This is a genomic window from Oceanicaulis sp. (assembly GCA_040112665.1).
Taxonomy (GTDB): Bacteria; Pseudomonadota; Alphaproteobacteria; order Caulobacterales; family Maricaulaceae; genus Oceanicaulis.
Window position 1 is genome coordinate 2,994,091 of the sequence record CP157796.1, and the last position, 17,006, is coordinate 3,011,096.

Consider the following 17,006-nt stretch of genomic DNA (forward strand, 5'->3'; position numbering starts at 1 on the left):
CCCGGATCGACCGGGCGCTTAGTATCGAGGCGACCGACAACCCGCGATGCCCCGCCGCAAGGCCCTGCCGAGCTGGAACGATCATCCCGCCTGGCGGCGCACCTACAAGGCGCTGCCGCGTGATCTCCAGCCTCCCAGCCCCCTGCCCGTGCAGGAGGAGTGGCGGCGGCTGGCCGGCTATGACGTGCATATCGACCGCTGGGTCGCGCCGTCTGCGCGCGCGCGTATCGTGCTGCTTCACGGCGGGGGCGGGCATGGCCGCCTGCTCGGCCCGCTCGCCTGGCGGCTGTCGCTTCACGGGTTCGAGACGCTGTGCCCCGACCTGCCCGGCTACGGCCTGACCGCGACGCCGAAAAAGGGCCGGATCGTCTACGACCACTGGCGCGAGGTGGCCGCCGAACTTTTGGAGGCCGAACGCCGGCGCGGCGGCTTCCAGTTCGCGTTCGGCCTGTCGATGGGCGGCATGCTCGCCTATGACGCGGTGGCGATGAGCGGCGCGGCGGACGGGCTGGCCGGCACATGCTTCCTAGACGCCACCCAGCGCGAGGTGCGCCGCGCCGTGGTCCGTCAGCGCTGGATGGCGGGTCTGGTCGATCCGGCCTTCAGCCTCACGCCGCGCTTTCTCGACGGGTTGATGATCCCGATGGCGGTCGCGGGCAAGATGTCGACGATCTCCAACAACAAGGCGGTGACCGAGGCGATCCTCGATGATCCGCTTGCAGGCGGAAACTCCATGCCGGTGGGCTTTCTGAGAAGCTGGATGACCGCGCCGCCTCTAGCGCCGCCGGAAAGCTTCGACCAGTGCCCGGTGCTGATGGTGCATCCCGCGCGAGACCGCTGGACGGATGTCGCGATCAGCGACGACTTCTTCGACCGGCTGCCCGTGCTCAAGCGCCGGGTCATGCTGGAGAACGCCGGCCATTTCCCGATCGAGCCGCCCGGCGCCGATCAGCTCGACTACGCGTTCGCGAACTTCGCAGAAGCGATCATCGAGCACCGGCCGATGCCCGAGCGTCTGGTCTAGCCCCGCCGCGTCAGGTCCAGCCTCTGGTCGGAAATCGGCGTGTAGCTGTAGTCCTTCGTGGCCGCCCAGATCGTCAAAAGGGCCGCGCCGTCCTCAAGATCGATGACGTTGAAGCCGGCCGGCTCGTCGCGCGTGCGCTTGGACAGCGCCGTCGACGCGCCGACATGCCAGCTCTTGCCGCCGTCGGGCCGCTCGAAAGCGATGGCGAAGGCCTGGTGCAGATGCCCCGACAGCACGATGTCCACGCCCGCCTCGGCCAGGATCGACGTGGCTTCCGAGCCGCCCTTGGTCTTCGCCCGGCCCTTCGCCCCGCCCGGCGCGAACAGCGGGTGGTGGCCCGCGACGATACGCACGCCGTGCACGTCGCCGAGCCGTTCGGCGGCTTCGCGGGCGTGCGCCTCGCGCACCTTGCCCAGCGACCAGTCCAGCCGCGCCTGCAGCCCGCGCGAGGTGGCCAGCGTCTCCATGCCGTGGCTCTTGTCGCGCCAGTCGGGCCGCACCGTGCCGCCCAATAGCTTCTCGAACCGCCCCCAGGGCCGGATCAGCCGGGAGAACAGATCCCAGTAGGGCGTGTCGTGATTGCCCGGCGCTGCGACCACCGGCGGGTCGAGCCGGGCGAAGAAATCCGCTGCGGCGCGAAACTCGCGCTTGCGGCCGTACTGGGTGAAGTCGCCGGCCGCGCAGATCACGTCCGCTTCGAGCGATTGCAACGCCTCGGCCAGCCCCTCGACGAGCGGCGGGTCCTCGGCGCCGAAATGCAGATCGGCCAGATGCAGAATACGGGTCATCCCGCCCCTTCCATGAACGCTCCCGCCAAGCCTAACGCGAGCGGCGCCGCGCCGTTCCGGACAAAGCCCGGGCGGCGCGGCGCTGCAGGACCGCCCGTCAGAGCCCCTTCTTCTTGCGATGCTCCTGTTGCAGCCGCTTGTGAAACTTACCCCAGTCGCGGCTGCGCGCCCGCCGCTCGGCCACGCTTTCGGTGTTCCGCGCGTTCTCGCGCTTGAGCTTTTCGTAGCGGGCCCAGCGGGCCTCGTCGATCCGGCCGGTTTCAAGCGCGGCGCGCACGGCGCACCCCGGCTCGGTGTCATGGCCGCAATCGGTGAAACGGCAGCGCGCTTCAAGCTCGGCGAAGCCTTCGAAGGTCGCTGAAAGCCCCTCCGCGGCGCCGGCGAGGCCGAGTTCGCGTAGCCCCGGCGTGTCGATCACCCAGCCGCCCGAGGCGAGCCGGCGCATCGAGCGCGCGCGCGTGGTGTGACGGCCCTTGCCGTCATCCTCGCGGATACCCGCCGTTCCGTCCTCCGCGCCGGTCAGCGTGTTGGACAGGGTCGTCTTTCCCACCCCGGATGAGCCCAGGAGCGCGACGGTCTGTCCGGCGCCGAGCCAGGGCGACAGCCGGTCGAGCGCGGACCGGTCGCGCGCGTCCAGCGCCTCGACCAGCGCGTCGCCGGCGACCGACCGGGCCTGATCGACATAGTCCGGGATGTCCGTGGCGAGATCGGCCTTGGTCAGGATCACCACCGGTTCGGCGCCGGCCTCGCGGACGACCGCGAGAAAGCGTTCGAGCCGGGCGGGGTTGAAGTCGGCATTGCAGGAGCTGACCACGAAGGCGGTGTCGACGTTCGCGGCGATGAGCTGAACCTCGCCCTCCGCGCCGGCCGCCCGGCGCTTGAACAGCGACAGGCGCGGCAGCACGCGCGCCGGGCGTTCCAGCGCGGTGTCCACCAACACGAAATCGCCGACCGTCGCGCGGTCGAGCGGGTCCTCGGCGTGGAGCGGGCGGATGCGGGCGGGGCCCGCGAGGGTCAGGACTTCGAGCGCGTCGCGGTGAACAGCGCTGACGCGGACGATATCTTCAAGGTTCTCGGTCTCGGGATCGAGATCGGTGAGCATGGCCGGGCGCAGGCCCAGCGTCGGCAGGTCGTAGGTCACGGGTGAGAACTTCCGTCAGGCCCGGCGTGCGGGCGCAAATCCGCCGATCCGGCGCGAGCCGGACGGGACTGGTGGACCTGACGAAGGGAAGGCGCGCGTCTAGGCGCGGGCTCCGGTCTCGCCGGCCCGAAGGGCGATCACAATGGCCATGACGCTTCACCCTCCTCTGCCGGTGCGAGCGATTGTGCGACCATGCGCCCGCCTCGCCGATCTGGCAAGCCCTTGCGTCCCGAGCTACGTCGGGCTAAGCACCGCCTCCCTGTTGGAGGACCCTGTCGATGGACCAGTCCCGCTAGAGCGAACCGACGGCGCGATGCGCCATCCGCCCGCCGCCCTTGGTGCGCGCGGGTTTCTAGCGACAGGACACCTCCATGGGACTTCTTGAAAACCGGACCGCGCTGGTCACCGGCGCAGGCCGCGGCATCGGCGCCGCCATCGCCCGCGCTTTCGCCGCCGAAGGCGCGTTCGTCTTCGTCACCGATATTGATCTGCCGTCAGCTCAGGCCGTCGCCGAAGGGATCGGCGGCCGCGCCGAAGCCTTCACGCTCGACGTGCGCAGCGAGGAGGACTGGGCCGCGGCGGAGTCGCGCGTGTGGGAGCGCGGGCTCGACATCCTCGTCAACAACGCCGGGATCACCGGCTTTCTCGAGACGCCGGGGCCGCACGATCCCGAACATCTCGACCTTGAAAGCTGGCGCGCGGTGATGGCGACCAATCTTGACGGCGTGGCGCTGGGCTGCCGCAGCGCGATCCGCCTGATGAAAGCGAAAGGCGGGTCGATCCTGAACCTGTCTTCGCGTTCGGGCGTGGTCGGCATTCCAGGCGCTGCGGCCTACGCCGCGTCCAAGGCCGGGGTGATGAACCACACCCGCACGGTCGCGCTTTATTGCGCCCAGGCCGGCTATCAGATCCGCTGCAACGCGCTTCTGCCCGCCGCCATCCGGACCCCGATGTGGGACGCCATGCTGGGCGACGGACCCGAACGCGAAGCGATCCTGGCCGACGTCGCCGCGGGCGTGCCGATGGGCCGGTTCGGAACCGCTCGGGAAGTCGCCGACGCCGCGGTGTTCCTGGCGTCCGACCGGTCCAGCTACATGACGGGCACGGGGCTTCATCTCGACGGCGGCATCCTTGCGGGCGCCGAGGCGAGCCCGAAGGCGAAGGACTAGCGATGAAGGCGGCGGCCCGTTGACGATCGGGCCGCCGCCGTCCATTCAGCGCGCAAGGAAAAGGACCGCCGCCATGAACATTCTCATCGTCGGATCGGGCGGGCGCGAGCATGCGCTGGCCTGGAAGATTTCACAGAGCCCGCTGGTGGACACGGTCTGGTCCGCGCCGGGCAGCCCGGCGATGGACCGGATCGGACCGTGCTTCGACGTGGCCGCCGACGATGTCGAAAACCTCGAAAAGCTGGTCCTTCAGATCGAGCCCGATCTGATCGTGATCGGTCCAGAAGCGCCGCTGGCGCTGGGCCTCGCCGACCGGCTGCGTGCGCGGGGATTCGACGTGTTCGGCCCGAACCGGGAGCCCGCCCAGCTGGAAGCGAGCAAGGGTTTCGCGAAGGATCTGATGGCGAAGTTCGGCGTGCCGACCGCCGGATATGGCCGCTTCACCGACGTTGAGGACGCGAAGGCCTTCCTGCGCACACTGCCCGCGCCTTACGTGCTCAAGGCCGACGGTCTGGCCGCGGGCAAGGGCGTTGTGATCGCCGAAACGCTGGAAGACGCCGAAGCCGAGGCCGAAGCGATGCTGTCGGGCAAGTTCGGCGCGGCGGGCGCGGAACTCGTCATCGAGGAGTTCATGCCCGGCGAGGAGGCGAGCGTGTTCGTCCTCACCGACGGGGTGAACCGGCTCACCTTGCCCGCCTGTCAGGACCACAAGCGGCTTCTGGACGGCGATCAGGGCCCCAACACGGGCGGCATGGGCGCCTATTGCCCCGCCCCGGTGATGACGCCGGACCTGATGGCCGAGGTCGATGAGAAGATCGCCGCGCCCATGATCGACGGGCTGGCCGAGGCCGGACACCCCTATAAGGGCGTGCTCTATATCGGGATCATGGTGACGGCGGACGGGCCCAAGGTGGTCGAGTTCAACGTCCGCTTCGGCGATCCGGAATGTCAGGTGCTCATGGCCTCGCTGACCGGCGACATCGTCCCCGCTTTGCTCGCCTGCGCCACAGGGGGCATGCCCGCACGCGACTTCGCCCAGCTCATCCCCGATCTCGACGCCGCCCGCCCCGCCGCGACCGTGGTCATGGCCACTCAGGGCTATCCGGGCGCGTACTCCAAAGGCTCGGTCATCAAGGGCGTGAAGGCCGCCGGCGAGGTGGAGGGGGTCACCGTCTTCCACGCCGGCACGGGGGTGAACGCAGAGGGCGACTGGACCGCCCAGGGCGGCCGGGTGCTGACGGTCACTGCGGTGGGCGATGATCTGAAGCAGGCCGTCTCACGCGCCTATGAGGGCGTGGCGAAGATCGACTGGGCCGAAGGCGTGCACCGCACCGATATCGGCTGGCGGGCGCTGAAGCGGTGAAGATTGCAGGCACCCGGCCCGGAGAGCGCGCCGCGATCGGTGCGCTCTACCCGCGCGCCTTTCCCGATGAGGACCTGACGGGCCTCGTCGCCGCACTCCTCGCACATCCCGACGTGCTGAACCTCACCGCGCACGCCGGTGAGACGGTCGCCGGGCACGCGGCGTTCACCCGCTGCCGCCTCGAGGGACGCAGTGAAACCGCCGCCCTGCTCGGTCCGCTTTGCGTGGATCCCGATCATCAGCGTCAGGGGCTGGGCCGTGCGCTGATCGAAGCGGGCGCTGAGCGGCTGGCGCGCGAGGGCGCGTCCGAGCTTCTGGTGCTCGGCGATCCGGCCTATTACGGCGCGCTCGGCTTCGACGCCCCGGCCGGAATCGCCGCGCCCTATGACCTCAAGCCCGAATGGGCCGAGGCCTGGCGGTCGATGCGTCTGGGCGACGCCCCGCGGATTTCAGGCGCGCGGCTGATCGTTCCGGAGCCGTGGCGCGACGCGGCGCTCTGGGCTTAGGGCCCAGCCCGCTTCACAACCCCTCTTCGCCGTCCCGGCCGAGGCTGAAGGCCGCTCTTCCGGGAAGCGAGGATACGCCTAGAGGCTCAACACCCGGCTGAAGCGCTCGCCGCGGCGTTCGATCTCGATGGGCCAGCGGCGTTCGCCGTCCAGGCTCTCGATCACGGCTTCGGCGTCGCTCAGGGTTTCGATCGGCGCGCCGTCGATGGACAGGAGCCGGTCGCCGGGCTGGAAGCCGAAATAGTCCGCCGCGGAGCGCCGCTCCACGCCCATGACGATCACGCCGCGGGTGAAGGGGTCGAGCCCGTTCTCCTCGTTGAAGGCGGGGGAAAGCTCGACGAGTTCGGCGCCGGTGAACGGGCTGCGTCCACCCACAGTGAAGCGTTCGCCTTCGGCCTCGCCCGGCGCAGGCCGCGCCTGGACGGTGAAGGTCCGGCTGCGCCCGTCACGCAGCACGGTCAGCTCGGCGGGGTCGCCGATCATGCGGGTCGCGAAGCGGAAGCGCGCGCCCGCCTCGTCATTGACTTCCACCCCGTCGACCTCGACCACCACGTCGCCTCGGGCGAGCCCGGCCCGCTCGGCCGGACCGCCGGGCCAGAGTTCGGACACGATCGCGCCGCGGGGGCGATCAAGACCTATGGAGCGGGCGAGATCGGCGGTCACCGGCTGCAGCCGGGCGCCCAGCCAGGGCCGGACGATCTCGCCGTCGGTCAGGGCCGCATCCACCACCGTGCGCACCATCTCCACCGGGACCGCGAAGCCGATGCCGTTCGAACCGCCCGAACGCGAGAAGATCGCCGTGTTCACGCCGATCAGCTCGCCGTCCATGTCCACAAGGGCGCCGCCGGAATTGCCCGGGTTCACCGCCGCGTCGGTCTGGATGAAGAAGGCGTAGTCGGTGATGCCCACATCGGTGCGCGCGAGCGCGGAGACGATGCCGCTGGTCACCGTCTGGCCCACCCCGAACGGGTTGCCGATGGCCAGCACGAGATCGCCGACCTCCGCATCGCCCGCCTCGTCATAGGGCAGCACGGGGAGGTCATCGCCTGCATCGATCTTCAGCACCGCGAGGTCGGTGCGCTCGTCGGCGAGCAGCAGCTCGGCTTCGAACTCGCGCCGGTCGGCGAGCACGACGCGCAGATCCTGCGCGCCCTGCACGACGTGATTGTTGGTCACGATGACGCCCGAGGCGTCCACGATGACGCCCGAGCCCAGCGAGTTGACCTCGCGCTGGCGCACTTGAGGGCCGAAGAAGCGCTCGAAGAAGGGGTCGCCGGCGAAGGGCGTGCGCTGATTGATCACGCGGCGGGAATAGACGTTGACCACCGCGGGCGCGGCCTCGCGCACCACGGGCGCGAAGCTGAGCTGCACTTCGGCGCGGGACTCAGGCGCCGCGCGCGCCTCTGTCTGGGCGAACGCAGGCGTGGCGGCGGCGGCGATCGCGCCGAGCGCGACAAGACCGGAACGAAACTTCACGGGACCCCTCCCCGATGGAAACCTTCAAAACGACGCCGGACATGTAAGCAGGCCCATTGCGGCTGAACAGGGGCTGAAGCGTTAAGAAGTCTTAAGCCCGGATGACCGGGCCGCCCGGCCTTGCTAAGGTTCGCTTCGCCAGGTCTGAGGGGACGGCGCATGTTCAAACGCGATCGCAAATTCCGGCTCTTCCCGCCCAGGAAAGGCGCGGCGATGCTGCGCCGGATCGAGGACCGGGCGGCCGACGAGTACGGCGTGCTCTACAAGGACGGCCGCGCCAAGGCGCTCGAACGCGCCGAAGAGGTGGCCCGGGAGAAGGTCGCCGAAGCCGCGCAGAAATCCGAAGCCGAGGTGAACCGCGATCAGGCCCGGGTCGAAGCGAATTTCTGGGACAAGCTCAAGCGCGTCGCGAGGCAGATCCCGTTCCTGGAAGACCTGATCGCGGCCTATTACGCCATGCGCGATCCCGACACCCCGCTTCAGGTGCGCGCGGCTCTGGTCTTCGGCCTTCTGTATTTTCTGTGGACTTTCGACATCATCCCCGACTTCCTCGGCGTGATGGGCTTCGCCGACGACGGCACGGTGATCACCACGATCCTCATGCAGGTCTCGGCCTCCATCAAGGACGAGCACCGCGCCAGGGCGCGCGAAGTGCTGGGCGTGGAAGGGTTCTAGAACAAAAAAAAGGCCGCGCCCTTGCGGTGCGCGGCCTTCTCACCCCGGAAAGGGAGGAATCCCTAGTCCTCGTCGGCGCCGACGCCTTCTTCGGCGAGACGGGCGCGGTCTTTCGCGCCTTTGGCTTCGGGATCGCGATCGACCAGTTCGATCACGGCCAGCGGCGCGTTGTCGCCGTGGCGGAAGCCGGCCTTCAGGACGCGGGTGTAGCCGCCGTTACGCTCGGCGTAACGGGGTCCGAGCGTTTCGAACAGCTTGCCGACCTGCTCGATGTCGCGGACCTGGCTGATCGCCTGACGGCGGGCGTGCAGGTCGCCGCGTTTGGCCAGGGTGACGAGCTTGTCCATGATCGGCTTCAGCTCTTTGGCCTTGGGCAGGGTGGTCACGATCTGCTCGTGCTCGATCAGCGAGGCCGCCATGTTGGCGAACATGGCCTTGCGGTGGCTGGCCGTGCGGTTGAGCTTGCGGTGGGCGACGCCGTGGCGCATCTGAGTTCTCCTTCAATCCCGGTTAGGGACGCCTCGCGGCGTTCCTCCTAGATTTGATCCTCGTATTTCTTGGCCAGATCCTCGATGTTCTCCGGCGGCCAGTTCGGCGCTTCCATGCCCAGGTGCAGACCCATCTGGGCGAGAACTTCCTTGATCTCGTTAAGCGACTTGCGGCCGAAGTTCGGGGTGCGGAGCATTTCCGCCTCGGACTTCTGGATGAGGTCGCCGATATAGACGATGTTGTCGTTCTTCAGGCAGTTGGCCGAACGCACCGACAGCTCGAGCTCGTCGACCTTCTTCAGAAGGGCCGGGTTGAAGTCGAGATCGGGCTTTTCGTCCTCGCCGGCGCGCGCCTGGTTGGGCTCGTCGAAGTTGACGAAGATCTGCAGCTGGTCCTGCAGGATGCGGGCGGCGTAGGCCACCGCGTCCTCGGGCGTCACCGCGCCGTTGGTCTCGATCTCGAGAATGAGCTTGTCGTAGTCGAGCACCTGGCCTTCACGGGTGTTCTCCACCCGGTAGGCCACGCGCTTAACCGGGCTGTAGAGCGCATCCACGCCCACAAGGCCGATCGGGGCGTCTTCGGGACGGTTGCGCTCGGCGGGGACGTAACCCTTGCCGGTGTTCACCGTCAGGACCATGCGCACCTCGGCGTCCTCGTCGAGGGTGCAGATCACGTGATCCTTGTTGATGATCTCGATGTCGGCGGTCTCTTCGATGTCCGCCGCAGTCACTTCGCCCGGGCCGGACTTCTTCAGCGTCAGGCGCTTGGGGCCCTCGCCGTGCATCCGCAGGGCGACCTGCTTGAGATTGAGGATGATGTCGGTGACGTCCTCGCGCACGCCCTTGATCGAGCTGAACTCGTGCAGGACGGAGTCGATCTGAACCGCGGTGATCGCCGCGCCCTGGAGCGAGGACAGAAGAATCCGGCGCAGCGAATTGCCCAGAGTCATGCCGAAGCCGCGCTCGAGCGGTTCGGCGACGATCTTGGCGTGACGCGACGCGTCGTGGCCGGCCTGGATTTCCGGCTTCATCGGGCGGATCAGTTCCTGCCAGTTCTTCTCAATCACGGTGCAGCACCCCTTCAGGCGTGCGGCGCGAACGCCCGCAGGCGATCGCGCCGGAGAAAATCATCAAACGGCGGCGTCGTGTTCTAGACGCGACGGCGCTTGGGCGGACGGCAGCCGTTGTGCGGGATCGGCGTGACGTCGTGGATCATGGTGACGGTGAGGCCCACCGACTGCAGCGCGCGCAGGGCGCTCTCGCGGCCCGAACCGGGACCGGAGACGCGGACCTCGACGGTCTTCAGCCCGTGCTCCTGAGCCTTGCGGCCGGCGTCCTCGGCGGCGACCTGGGCGGCGTAAGGGGTCGACTTGCGCGAACCCTTGAAGCCCATCGCGCCGGCGGACGACCAGGAGATCGTGTTGCCCTGAGCGTCGGTGATGGTCACCTGGGTGTTGTTGAAGCTGGCGTTCACGTGAGCGACGCCGGCGGTGATGTTCTTGCGTTCGCGGCGGCGGACGCGGCTCGGTTCCTTGGCCATCGACCTGGTTCCTTATTTCTTCTTGCCGGCGATCGGCTTGGCGGGACCCTTGCGGGTGCGCGCGTTGGTGTGGGTGCGCTGGCCGCGCACCGGCAGGCCGCGGCGGTGACGCAGGCCGCGATAGCAGCCCAGATCCATCAGCCGCTTCACGTTCACCGCGCGCTCACGGCGCAGATCGCCTTCGACGGTGTAGCCGCCGTCGATCGTCTCGCGGATCTGCAGGATCTCCGCGTCGGTCAGCTCGTTCACGCGCTTCTCGGCGGGGATGCCCACCTTCTCGCAGATCTCGGCCGCCATGGCGGGGCCGATACCGTGGATGTAGCGCAGCGCGACGGTCACGCGCTTGTTGGTCGGAATGTTGACGCCGGCGATCCGTGCCACGACGCTCTCCTTGTCCTGGTCAGCCCTACGCGCGCGAACCGAAACGAGAGCGCGGCCGGAACTGGCGGCGCTGACACGCTTGCGGCCCTGTCAGAGCGAAGGGCGCTTCTTATAGTCGGACCGCCCTTCGCGTCAACCGCGACGGACGGCGGGTTTGTGTTTTCGCAGCACGGCGTCTCCGCCGTGCCGCGGCGAACGTCTCAGGCGTCCAGAGCGGCGTCGATCCGCCCGGCCACCTCTTCGATCCCGCCCATGCCGTCAACGTCGGCCAGCTTGTCCTGGCCCTGGTAGTACGGAATGAGCGGCGCGGTCTGCTCGTTATAGTTCGACAGCCGCTTGCGGAAGGCCTCCACCGTGTCGTCCGAACGGCCTTCCTCTTCGGCGCGCTTCTTCATGCGCGCCACGAGTTCGTCCTGATCGACGACCAGGCGCACGACCTTGTCGATCTGCGCGCCCCGCTTCGCCAGAAGCGCATCGAGCGCCTCGGCCTGGGCGACGGTGCGCGGAAACCCGTCGAAGATCGCCCCGCCCGCGGCCTCGGCCTCGGGCAGACGGGATTCGATGAGCTCGATGACGATCGCGTCGGAAACGAGATCGCCCCGGTCCATGATGTCCTTCACGCGGCGGCCCAGATCAGAGCCCTCGGCGATGGCCGCGCGCAGCATGTCCCCGGTGGACAGCTGCACCCAGCCCCGGCCCGAGACCAGGCGCTTGGCCTGGGTGCCCTTGCCCGCGCCCGGCGGTCCGAACAGAACCAGGTTCATCGCTTGCGCCCCCTGAGCTTGGTCTTCTTGATCAGCCCCTCGTACTGGTGCGCCAGCAGGTGGGACTGGATCTGGCCGACCGTGTCCAGCGTCACCGAGACCACGATGAGCAGCGCGGTGCCGCCGATATAGAACGGGATGGCGTATTGCGCGCGCAGGATCTCGGGCAGCAGACAGACCAGCGTCAGATAGGCCGCGCCGATCACCGTCAGCCGCGAGAGCACGTAGTCGATGTACTCCGCGGTGCGCTTGCCCGGACGGATGCCCGGCAGGAAGCCGCCGTACTTCTTCAGATTGTCCGCGGTGTCTTCCGGATTGAAGACGATCGAGGTGTAGAAGAAGGTGAAGAAGATGATGAGGAACGCGTAGAACCCCAGGAAGAGCGGCTGGCCCGGGCCGAGCAGCGCCACGACCTGGCGCAGCCAGTCGGGACCGGACTGCGCGGAGAAGCCCGCAACGGTCGCCGGCAGCAGCAGAAGCGAGCTCGCGAAGATCGCCGGAATGACGCCCGCGGTGTTCAGCTTCAGCGGCAGGAAGCTCGACTCCCCGCCCATCATCTTGTTGCCCACCTGGCGCTTGGGATACTGGATCAGCAGCCGGCGCTGGGAGCGCTCGATGAACACCACGAAGGTCAGCACCAGAATGATGCCGATCAGCATGGCGATGATCACGCCGCCGGGCAGCGCGCCGGTCGCGCCCTGCTCGAGCGCCTGAAACAGCGCGCGGGGCATCTCAGCGATGATGCCGGCGAAGATGATCAGCGACACGCCGTTGCCCACGCCGCGCGCAGTGATCTGCTCGCCCAGCCACAGAAGGAACATCGTCCCGCCGACCAGCGTGATCACGGTGGTGACGAGGAAGAACGGCCCGGGATCGATCGCGATCGTCGCGTTCGTGGTCGGGTCGGGGTTCTGCATGCTGACCGCGATGGCGAACGCCTGAACGGCCGCCAGGATCACGGTGAGATAGCGCGAATACTGGTTGATCTGCTTGCGGCCCTGCTCGCCGCCTTCCTTCTTCAACCGCTCCAGGCTCGGCACGGTGGCCGCCATGAGCTGCATGATGATGGAGGCCGAGATGTAGGGCATCACGTTCAGCGCGAAGATCGCCATACGCTCGACCGCGCCGCCGGAGAACATGTTGAACATGCCCAGCACGCCGCCCTGCTGTTGCTGGAAGGCGGTCGCGAACTGGTCGGGGTCGATGCCGGGAAGCGGCACGTAGGTGCCGATCCGGTAGATGACGAGCACCAGGAGCGTGAACAGAATGCGCTTCTGCAGCTCCTTGGCGCGGGCGAACGCCCCGAAATTCATGTTCGAAGCGAGCTGTTCGGCGGCTGACGCCATGGCGGTCGATCACTCCTGAATGCGGGTCGCCCGTAAAAGGCGGAAAGACCGGCCCTATTTAGGGAGCCGGTCTTCCGAATGCGAGCGCTAGGCTTCGGCGTCGGCCTTGGCGCGGGTCTCGGTCACCGAGCCGCCGGCCTTTTCGACCGCGGCCTTGGCCGGGCCCGAAGCGCCGGCCACGGTGATGTTCAGCTTGGCTTTCAGCTCGCCGCCGCCGATCAGGCGCACGCCGTCGCGCACGCGGCGGATGACGCCGGACTTGACCAGAGCCTCGCCGTCGACGGCGGACTTGGCGTCCAGCTTGCCCGCGTCGATCGCGGCCTGAAGCCGGCCGAGCGTGACTTCCACGAAGCGCGCCCGGTTCGGCTTGGTGAAGCCGCGCTTGGGCAGACGCTGGTGCAGCGGCATCTGACCGCCTTCGAAGCCCTTGATGGCGACGCCGGAACGGGACTTTTGGCCTTTCACGCCGCGTCCGCCGGTCTTGCCCTTGCCCGAGCCGATGCCGCGCCCGACGCGCGTGCGCAGCTTGGTCGCGCCTTCGTTGTCGCGCAGTTCGTTCAAGCGCATGGTCGTTCTCCTCGTGAGGGCCGGGCCCTCGAAAATTTGCGCTACTCGACGATCTCGACGAGGTGGGCGACCTTGCGGATCATCCCACGCACCGAGGCGGTGTCCTCGAGCTCGCGTTCACGGCCGATCTTGCCCAGGCCCAGACCCTTCAGGGTCGCGGCCTGCTCGTTCGGACGGCGGATCGGGCTGCCGGTCTGGCGCACCCGGAGGGTTTTCTTCGCAGCCATCTGACGCGCTCCTTACGATTCGATCGCTTCGGGCGCGCTGGCGCCGTCCTGACGACGGTCGACCAGATCGGCCACTTTCATGCCGCGCTTGGCGGCCACCGAGCGCGGCGAGTTCTGGGCCTTCAGGGCTTCGAACGTGGCGCGCACCATGTTGTAGGGGTTCGACGAGCCGGTCGACTTGGCCACGACGTCCTGAACGCCCAGGCTTTCGAGCACCGCACGCATCGGACCGCCCGCGATGACGCCGGTGCCCGGAGGCGCGGCGCGCAGCACGACCTTGCCCGCGCCCCAACGGCCCTTGGCGTCGTGATGCAGCGTACGGCCTTCGCGCAGCGGCACGCGGATCATCATCTTCTTGGCTTCCTCGGTCGACTTGCGGATGGCTTCAGGCACTTCGCGCGCCTTGCCCTGTCCGAACCCGACCCGGCCCTTGCCGTCGCCGACCACCGCGAGCGCGGCGAACTGGAAGTTCCGGCCGCCCTTCACGGTCTTGGCGACCCGGTTGATCTGAACGAGCTTGTCGATCAGTTCCGGTTCGTCGTTGTCTTCCCGGCGACGACGGTCGCGACCGCGATTGTCTTCTCGAGCCATGCGTCCGCTCCCTTAGAAGTTCAGGCCGCCCTCACGGGCGGCGTCGGCGAGCGCCTTGACGCGCCCGTGATAGATGTAGCCGCCGCGGTCGAACACGACCTCGGTGAGGCCCTTCTCCTTGGCCCGTTCGGCGACCTTGCGGCCGACTTCCTGGGCGGCGGCGACGGTGGCGCCCGAAGCGTCCAGACCGGGTTCGATCGTCGAGGCCGCAGCCACCGTGACGCCCTGGGCGTCGTCGATGATCTGGGCGTAGATGTGCTTGGACGAGCGGTAGACCGACAGACGCGGGCGACCGGCTCCCATCTTCTTGAGGCGGGCGCGGTTGCGTTGCGCGCGGCGCCGCATTTGATCTCGTGCGGATTTCATGGCCGGCCCTACTTCTTCTTGCCTTCTTTGCGGCGGATGTACTCGCCCGCATACTTCACGCCCTTGCCCTTGTAGGGCTCCGGCGGACGGAACTTGCGGATCTCCGCCGCGGTCTGGCCCACGGCCTGCGCGTCCGCGCCCTCGATCTTGATCTCGGTGGGCTTGGGCGTGGCGATCTTGATGCCCTCGCGCGGGGTGTAGACCACGTCGTGGGACAGACCCAGCGAGAGCTTGAGATCATTGCCCTGCATCTGCGCGCGGTAACCCACGCCGACCAGTTCAAGGTTCTTCTCGAAGCCTTGGGTCACGCCCTGGACCATGTTCTTGATCCGCGCACGCGCGGTGCCGAACATCGCCTTGGCCGACTTGGAGTTTTCCGCCGGCTCGACGCGCAGCGTGTTGTCCTCCTGCAGGACGCGCACGCTGGCGGGCAGATCCATGGCGAGTTCGCCCTTGGGACCCTTCACCGACACCAGCCCGCCGTTCACCGAAGCGGTGACGCCGGAGGGGATTTCGACAGGCAGCTTGCCTAGACGGGACATGTGCCTTCCTTCCCTAGCTGACGTGGCAGAGGATTTCGCCGCCGACGTTCTTGGCGCGCGCCGCAGCGTCGCTCATCACGCCCTGCGGAGTGGAGATGATCGCGATGCCCAGACCGTTCTGCACGAGCGGCAGGTCGCGCACCTTGCGGTACTCGCGACGGCCCGGCTTGGACACGCGTTTGATGTCGGAGATCACCGGAGCGCCTTCATAGTACTTCAGCTCGATCTCGTACTGCTTGAAGCCCTGGGCGTCGGTGCTCTCGGAGTAGCCGCGGATATAGCCCTCTTCGAGCAGCACCTCGAGCACCCGGCCGCGCAGCTTGGAAGCCGGCGTGGTCACGGTGGTCCGGTTGCGCATCAGGGCGTTGCGGATGCGGGTCAGCATATCGCCGAGCGGATCGTTCACGGACATGTCGGTCCTCCTCCTACCAGCTCGACTTGACCATGCCCGGGATCAGCCCGTGGCTGGCCAGCTGACGCAGCGCGACGCGCGACATCTTCAGCTTGCGGTAATACGCCCGCGGACGGCCGGTGACCTGGCACCGGTTGCGGACCCGGGTCGGCGCGGAATTGCGCGGCAGGTCCGCCAGCTTCAGCTGGGCGGCGAACCGCTCTTCCACAGGCTTCGAGGTGTCGCGGGCGACAGCCTTCAGCGCGGCGCGTTTGGCGGCGTACTGGTCCGCCAGGCGCTTACGCTTCAGGTTCCGCTCGACAGCGCTTTTCTTGGCCATTCGTTCTTTCTCCTCGCGTGCGGAACCACCCCGGTTCCGCGCTCCTGCTGCGTCAGCTCGTGAACGGAAAGTCGAGCTCGGCCAGCAGGGCCTTCGCTTCTTCGTCAGTTTTCGCGGTGGTGGTCACGATGATGTCCATGCCGCGGATTTGGTCGACCTTGTCGTAATCGATCTCGGGGAACACGATGTGCTCCTTGAGACCCATTGCGAAATTGCCCCGGCCGTCGAAGCTCTTGCCGTTGAGCCCGCGGAAGTCGCGGACGCGCGGCAGAGCGATCGTGACCAGACGGTCGAGAAACTCGTACATGCGATCCTTGCGAAGGGTGACCTTCGCACCGATCAGCTGCTCCTCGCGAAGCTTGAAGCCGGCGATCGACTTCTTGGACTTCGTGGCGATCGGCTTCTGGCCGGAGATCGCCTGAAGATCGGCCAGCGCGCCCTGGATCTTCTTGGAATCCTGAGCGGCCTCGCCCACGCCCATGTTGATCACGACCTTGTCCAGGCGCGGGATCTCCATGTCGTTGCTGTAGCCGAACTTTTCCTTCAGCTTCGCGCGGATCTCTTCGCGATACCGCGTTTTCAGGCGCGGTTCGTATTCAGCGACGTCAGCCATCGATCACCTCGCCGGACTTCTTGGCCACGCGCACTTTCTTGCCGTCCTTGCCGATCTTGAAGCCGACCTTCGTCGGCTCGCCGGTCTTGGGATCGACGAGCGCCACGTTGGAGACGTGGAGCGGCGCGTCTTTTTCTTCGATGCCGCCGGCGCTCATCTGGGTCGGGCGCTGGTGGCGCTTGACCGTGTTCACACCGGAGACCACGACGCGGTCTTCCTTCGGCAGCACGCGGACGACCTCGCCGGTCTTGCCCTTGTCGCGGCCGGTCAGGACGACGACCTTGTCGCCTTTTTTGATCTTCGCAGCCATGGCCTAAAGCACCTCCGGCGCGAGCGAGACGATCTTCATGTGCTGCTTGGCGCGCAGCTCACGCGGCACCGGGCCGAAAATCCGGGTGCCGATCGGCTCGTTGTTGTTGTTCAGCAGAACCGCGGCGTTGCTGTCGAAGCGGATGACGCTTCCGTCGCGGCGCTTGATGTCGCGGGCGGTGCGCACGACGACCGCCTTGCGTACTTCGCCTTTTTTCACGCGGCCCTTGGGCGTGGCTTCCTTGACCGACACCACGATGATGTCGCCGATGCCCGCGTACCGGCGCTTCGCGCCGCCGAGCACCTTGATGCACTGCACGCGGCGGGCCCCGGAATTGTCGGCCACGTCCAGATTGGATTGCATCTGGATCATCGCGATCCTCCGTTACTGGCGGATCG

Annotated in this window: 24 protein-coding genes; 5 read left to right on the forward strand and 19 right to left on the reverse strand. The window is 67.7% G+C overall.

All coding sequences use genetic code 11. The annotated features are described in order from the left end of the window. Positions 1-46: 46 nt before the first annotated feature. On the forward strand, positions 47-1,024 hold the full coding sequence (locus ABL308_14705) for an alpha/beta hydrolase (protein ID XBQ16189.1): 978 nt from the start codon (positions 47-49) through the stop codon (positions 1,022-1,024). Here ABL308_14705 and ABL308_14710 read toward each other — a convergent pair. Both ABL308_14710 and rsgA read right to left on the reverse strand, forming a co-directional pair. Then, the gene (locus ABL308_14710) at positions 1,021-1,812 is read right to left on the reverse strand and encodes a metallophosphoesterase (GenBank protein XBQ16190.1); all 792 of its coding nucleotides are present in this window, start codon (positions 1,810-1,812) and stop codon (positions 1,021-1,023) included. The two genes, ABL308_14705 and ABL308_14710, sit on opposite strands and share 4 nt — an antisense overlap. A gap of 97 nt (positions 1,813-1,909) precedes the next feature. Continuing rightward, positions 1,910-2,953, reverse strand: a complete 1,044-nt coding sequence (gene rsgA, locus ABL308_14715) for a ribosome small subunit-dependent GTPase A (GenBank protein ID XBQ16191.1) — start codon at positions 2,951-2,953, stop codon at positions 1,910-1,912. 371 nt (positions 2,954-3,324) lie between these two features. On the opposite strand from rsgA, the gene ABL308_14720 reads away from it, so the two are divergent. From ABL308_14720 to ABL308_14730, 3 genes are all read left to right on the forward strand, one after another. Then, on the forward strand, positions 3,325-4,122 hold the full coding sequence (locus ABL308_14720; GenBank protein ID XBQ16192.1) for an SDR family oxidoreductase: 798 nt from the start codon (positions 3,325-3,327) through the stop codon (positions 4,120-4,122). A gap of 73 nt (positions 4,123-4,195) precedes the next feature. Next, complete coding sequence (gene purD / locus ABL308_14725) at positions 4,196-5,485, forward strand: phosphoribosylamine--glycine ligase (protein XBQ16193.1); 1,290 nt, start codon at positions 4,196-4,198, stop codon at positions 5,483-5,485. Beyond that, on the forward strand, positions 5,482-5,991 hold the full coding sequence (locus ABL308_14730) for an N-acetyltransferase (GenBank protein XBQ16194.1): 510 nt from the start codon (positions 5,482-5,484) through the stop codon (positions 5,989-5,991). The genes purD and ABL308_14730 overlap by 4 nt, the downstream gene beginning before the upstream one ends. 78 nt (positions 5,992-6,069) lie before the next feature. Here ABL308_14730 and ABL308_14735 read toward each other — a convergent pair whose 3' ends face one another. After that, the gene (locus ABL308_14735; GenBank protein ID XBQ16195.1) at positions 6,070-7,467 is read right to left on the reverse strand and encodes a Do family serine endopeptidase; all 1,398 of its coding nucleotides are present in this window, start codon (positions 7,465-7,467) and stop codon (positions 6,070-6,072) included. Between the two features lie 159 nt (positions 7,468-7,626). Between ABL308_14735 and ABL308_14740 the strand changes: the two genes are divergently transcribed. Further along, positions 7,627-8,142, forward strand: coding sequence for a YkvA family protein (locus ABL308_14740; protein ID XBQ16196.1), 516 nt, complete (start codon positions 7,627-7,629; stop codon positions 8,140-8,142). Positions 8,143-8,204: 62 nt separating this feature from the next. On the opposite strand, the gene rplQ is transcribed toward ABL308_14740, so the two are convergent. The 16 genes from rplQ to rplN form a co-directional block, all read right to left on the reverse strand. Beyond that, positions 8,205-8,630, reverse strand: a complete 426-nt coding sequence (rplQ, locus tag ABL308_14745) for a 50S ribosomal protein L17 (GenBank protein XBQ16197.1) — start codon at positions 8,628-8,630, stop codon at positions 8,205-8,207. A 47-nt stretch (positions 8,631-8,677) separates the two neighbouring features. Further along, positions 8,678-9,697: a DNA-directed RNA polymerase subunit alpha gene (locus ABL308_14750; GenBank protein XBQ16198.1), complete on the reverse strand. Its 1,020-nt coding sequence runs from the start codon at positions 9,695-9,697 to the stop codon at positions 8,678-8,680. Positions 9,698-9,780: 83 nt separating this feature from the next. Next, positions 9,781-10,170, reverse strand: coding sequence for a 30S ribosomal protein S11 (gene rpsK / locus ABL308_14755; protein ID XBQ16199.1), 390 nt, complete (start codon positions 10,168-10,170; stop codon positions 9,781-9,783). 12 nt (positions 10,171-10,182) lie between these two features. After that, positions 10,183-10,551: a 30S ribosomal protein S13 gene (rpsM, locus tag ABL308_14760; GenBank protein XBQ16200.1), complete on the reverse strand. Its 369-nt coding sequence runs from the start codon at positions 10,549-10,551 to the stop codon at positions 10,183-10,185. A gap of 200 nt (positions 10,552-10,751) precedes the next feature. Then, complete coding sequence (locus ABL308_14765) at positions 10,752-11,315, reverse strand: adenylate kinase (protein XBQ16201.1); 564 nt, start codon at positions 11,313-11,315, stop codon at positions 10,752-10,754. Further along, positions 11,312-12,661 carry a preprotein translocase subunit SecY gene (gene secY, locus ABL308_14770; protein XBQ16202.1) on the reverse strand — a complete coding sequence of 450 codons (1,350 nt, stop codon included), beginning with the start codon at positions 12,659-12,661 and terminating at the stop codon, positions 11,312-11,314. Before secY ends, ABL308_14765 begins: the two co-directional genes overlap by 4 nt. 87 nt (positions 12,662-12,748) lie before the next feature. Then, positions 12,749-13,228 carry a 50S ribosomal protein L15 gene (rplO, locus tag ABL308_14775; GenBank protein ID XBQ16203.1) on the reverse strand — a complete coding sequence of 160 codons (480 nt, stop codon included), beginning with the start codon at positions 13,226-13,228 and terminating at the stop codon, positions 12,749-12,751. A 41-nt stretch (positions 13,229-13,269) separates the two neighbouring features. Next, the gene (gene rpmD, locus ABL308_14780; protein ID XBQ16204.1) at positions 13,270-13,455 is read right to left on the reverse strand and encodes a 50S ribosomal protein L30; all 186 of its coding nucleotides are present in this window, start codon (positions 13,453-13,455) and stop codon (positions 13,270-13,272) included. 12 nt (positions 13,456-13,467) lie between these two features. Next, positions 13,468-14,046: a 30S ribosomal protein S5 gene (gene rpsE / locus ABL308_14785; GenBank protein XBQ16205.1), complete on the reverse strand. Its 579-nt coding sequence runs from the start codon at positions 14,044-14,046 to the stop codon at positions 13,468-13,470. A gap of 12 nt (positions 14,047-14,058) precedes the next feature. Further along, positions 14,059-14,412, reverse strand: a complete 354-nt coding sequence (gene rplR, locus ABL308_14790; GenBank protein ID XBQ16206.1) for a 50S ribosomal protein L18 — start codon at positions 14,410-14,412, stop codon at positions 14,059-14,061. 8 nt (positions 14,413-14,420) lie between these two features. After that, positions 14,421-14,954 (reverse strand): 50S ribosomal protein L6, encoded by a 534-nt coding sequence (rplF, locus tag ABL308_14795; GenBank protein ID XBQ16207.1) that lies wholly within the window; start codon positions 14,952-14,954, stop codon positions 14,421-14,423. 13 nt (positions 14,955-14,967) lie between these two features. Continuing rightward, the gene (rpsH, locus tag ABL308_14800; protein XBQ16208.1) at positions 14,968-15,366 is read right to left on the reverse strand and encodes a 30S ribosomal protein S8; all 399 of its coding nucleotides are present in this window, start codon (positions 15,364-15,366) and stop codon (positions 14,968-14,970) included. Between the two features lie 13 nt (positions 15,367-15,379). After that, positions 15,380-15,685 (reverse strand): 30S ribosomal protein S14, encoded by a 306-nt coding sequence (gene rpsN, locus ABL308_14805; protein XBQ16209.1) that lies wholly within the window; start codon positions 15,683-15,685, stop codon positions 15,380-15,382. Positions 15,686-15,737: 52 nt separating this feature from the next. Beyond that, positions 15,738-16,298 carry a 50S ribosomal protein L5 gene (gene rplE / locus ABL308_14810; protein XBQ16210.1) on the reverse strand — a complete coding sequence of 187 codons (561 nt, stop codon included), beginning with the start codon at positions 16,296-16,298 and terminating at the stop codon, positions 15,738-15,740. Further along, on the reverse strand, positions 16,291-16,608 hold the full coding sequence (rplX, locus tag ABL308_14815) for a 50S ribosomal protein L24 (GenBank protein XBQ16211.1): 318 nt from the start codon (positions 16,606-16,608) through the stop codon (positions 16,291-16,293). The genes rplE and rplX overlap by 8 nt, the downstream gene beginning before the upstream one ends. Positions 16,609-16,611: 3 nt before the next feature. After that, positions 16,612-16,980, reverse strand: coding sequence for a 50S ribosomal protein L14 (rplN, locus tag ABL308_14820; protein ID XBQ16212.1), 369 nt, complete (start codon positions 16,978-16,980; stop codon positions 16,612-16,614). Positions 16,981-17,006 lie beyond the last annotated feature (26 nt).

Bases quoted from the DNA above. Each gene is read 5' to 3' on its own strand.
- ABL308_14705 (XBQ16189.1), top strand. From the start codon at position 47: ATGCCCCGCCGCAAGGCCCTGCCGAGCTGGAACGATCATCCCGCCTGG.
- ABL308_14710 (XBQ16190.1), bottom strand. From the start codon at position 1,812: ATGACCCGTATTCTGCATCTGGCCGATCTGCATTTCGGCGCCGAGGAC.
- ABL308_14720 (XBQ16192.1), top strand. From the start codon at position 3,325: ATGGGACTTCTTGAAAACCGGACCGCGCTGGTCACCGGCGCAGGCCGC.
- purD (XBQ16193.1), top strand. From the start codon at position 4,196: ATGAACATTCTCATCGTCGGATCGGGCGGGCGCGAGCATGCGCTGGCC.
- ABL308_14740 (XBQ16196.1), top strand. From the start codon at position 7,627: ATGTTCAAACGCGATCGCAAATTCCGGCTCTTCCCGCCCAGGAAAGGC.
- rplQ (XBQ16197.1), bottom strand. From the start codon at position 8,630: ATGCGCCACGGCGTCGCCCACCGCAAGCTCAACCGCACGGCCAGCCAC.
- rpsK (XBQ16199.1), bottom strand. From the start codon at position 10,170: ATGGCCAAGGAACCGAGCCGCGTCCGCCGCCGCGAACGCAAGAACATC.
- ABL308_14765 (XBQ16201.1), bottom strand. From the start codon at position 11,315: ATGAACCTGGTTCTGTTCGGACCGCCGGGCGCGGGCAAGGGCACCCAG.
- secY (XBQ16202.1), bottom strand. From the start codon at position 12,661: ATGGCGTCAGCCGCCGAACAGCTCGCTTCGAACATGAATTTCGGGGCG.
- rplO (XBQ16203.1), bottom strand. From the start codon at position 13,228: ATGCGCTTGAACGAACTGCGCGACAACGAAGGCGCGACCAAGCTGCGC.
- rpmD (XBQ16204.1), bottom strand. From the start codon at position 13,455: ATGGCTGCGAAGAAAACCCTCCGGGTGCGCCAGACCGGCAGCCCGATC.
- rpsE (XBQ16205.1), bottom strand. From the start codon at position 14,046: ATGGCTCGAGAAGACAATCGCGGTCGCGACCGTCGTCGCCGGGAAGAC.
- rplR (XBQ16206.1), bottom strand. From the start codon at position 14,412: ATGAAATCCGCACGAGATCAAATGCGGCGCCGCGCGCAACGCAACCGC.
- rplF (XBQ16207.1), bottom strand. From the start codon at position 14,954: ATGTCCCGTCTAGGCAAGCTGCCTGTCGAAATCCCCTCCGGCGTCACC.
- rpsH (XBQ16208.1), bottom strand. From the start codon at position 15,366: ATGTCCGTGAACGATCCGCTCGGCGATATGCTGACCCGCATCCGCAAC.
- rpsN (XBQ16209.1), bottom strand. From the start codon at position 15,685: ATGGCCAAGAAAAGCGCTGTCGAGCGGAACCTGAAGCGTAAGCGCCTG.
- rplE (XBQ16210.1), bottom strand. From the start codon at position 16,298: ATGGCTGACGTCGCTGAATACGAACCGCGCCTGAAAACGCGGTATCGC.
- rplX (XBQ16211.1), bottom strand. From the start codon at position 16,608: ATGGCTGCGAAGATCAAAAAAGGCGACAAGGTCGTCGTCCTGACCGGC.
- rplN (XBQ16212.1), bottom strand. From the start codon at position 16,980: ATGATCCAGATGCAATCCAATCTGGACGTGGCCGACAATTCCGGGGCC.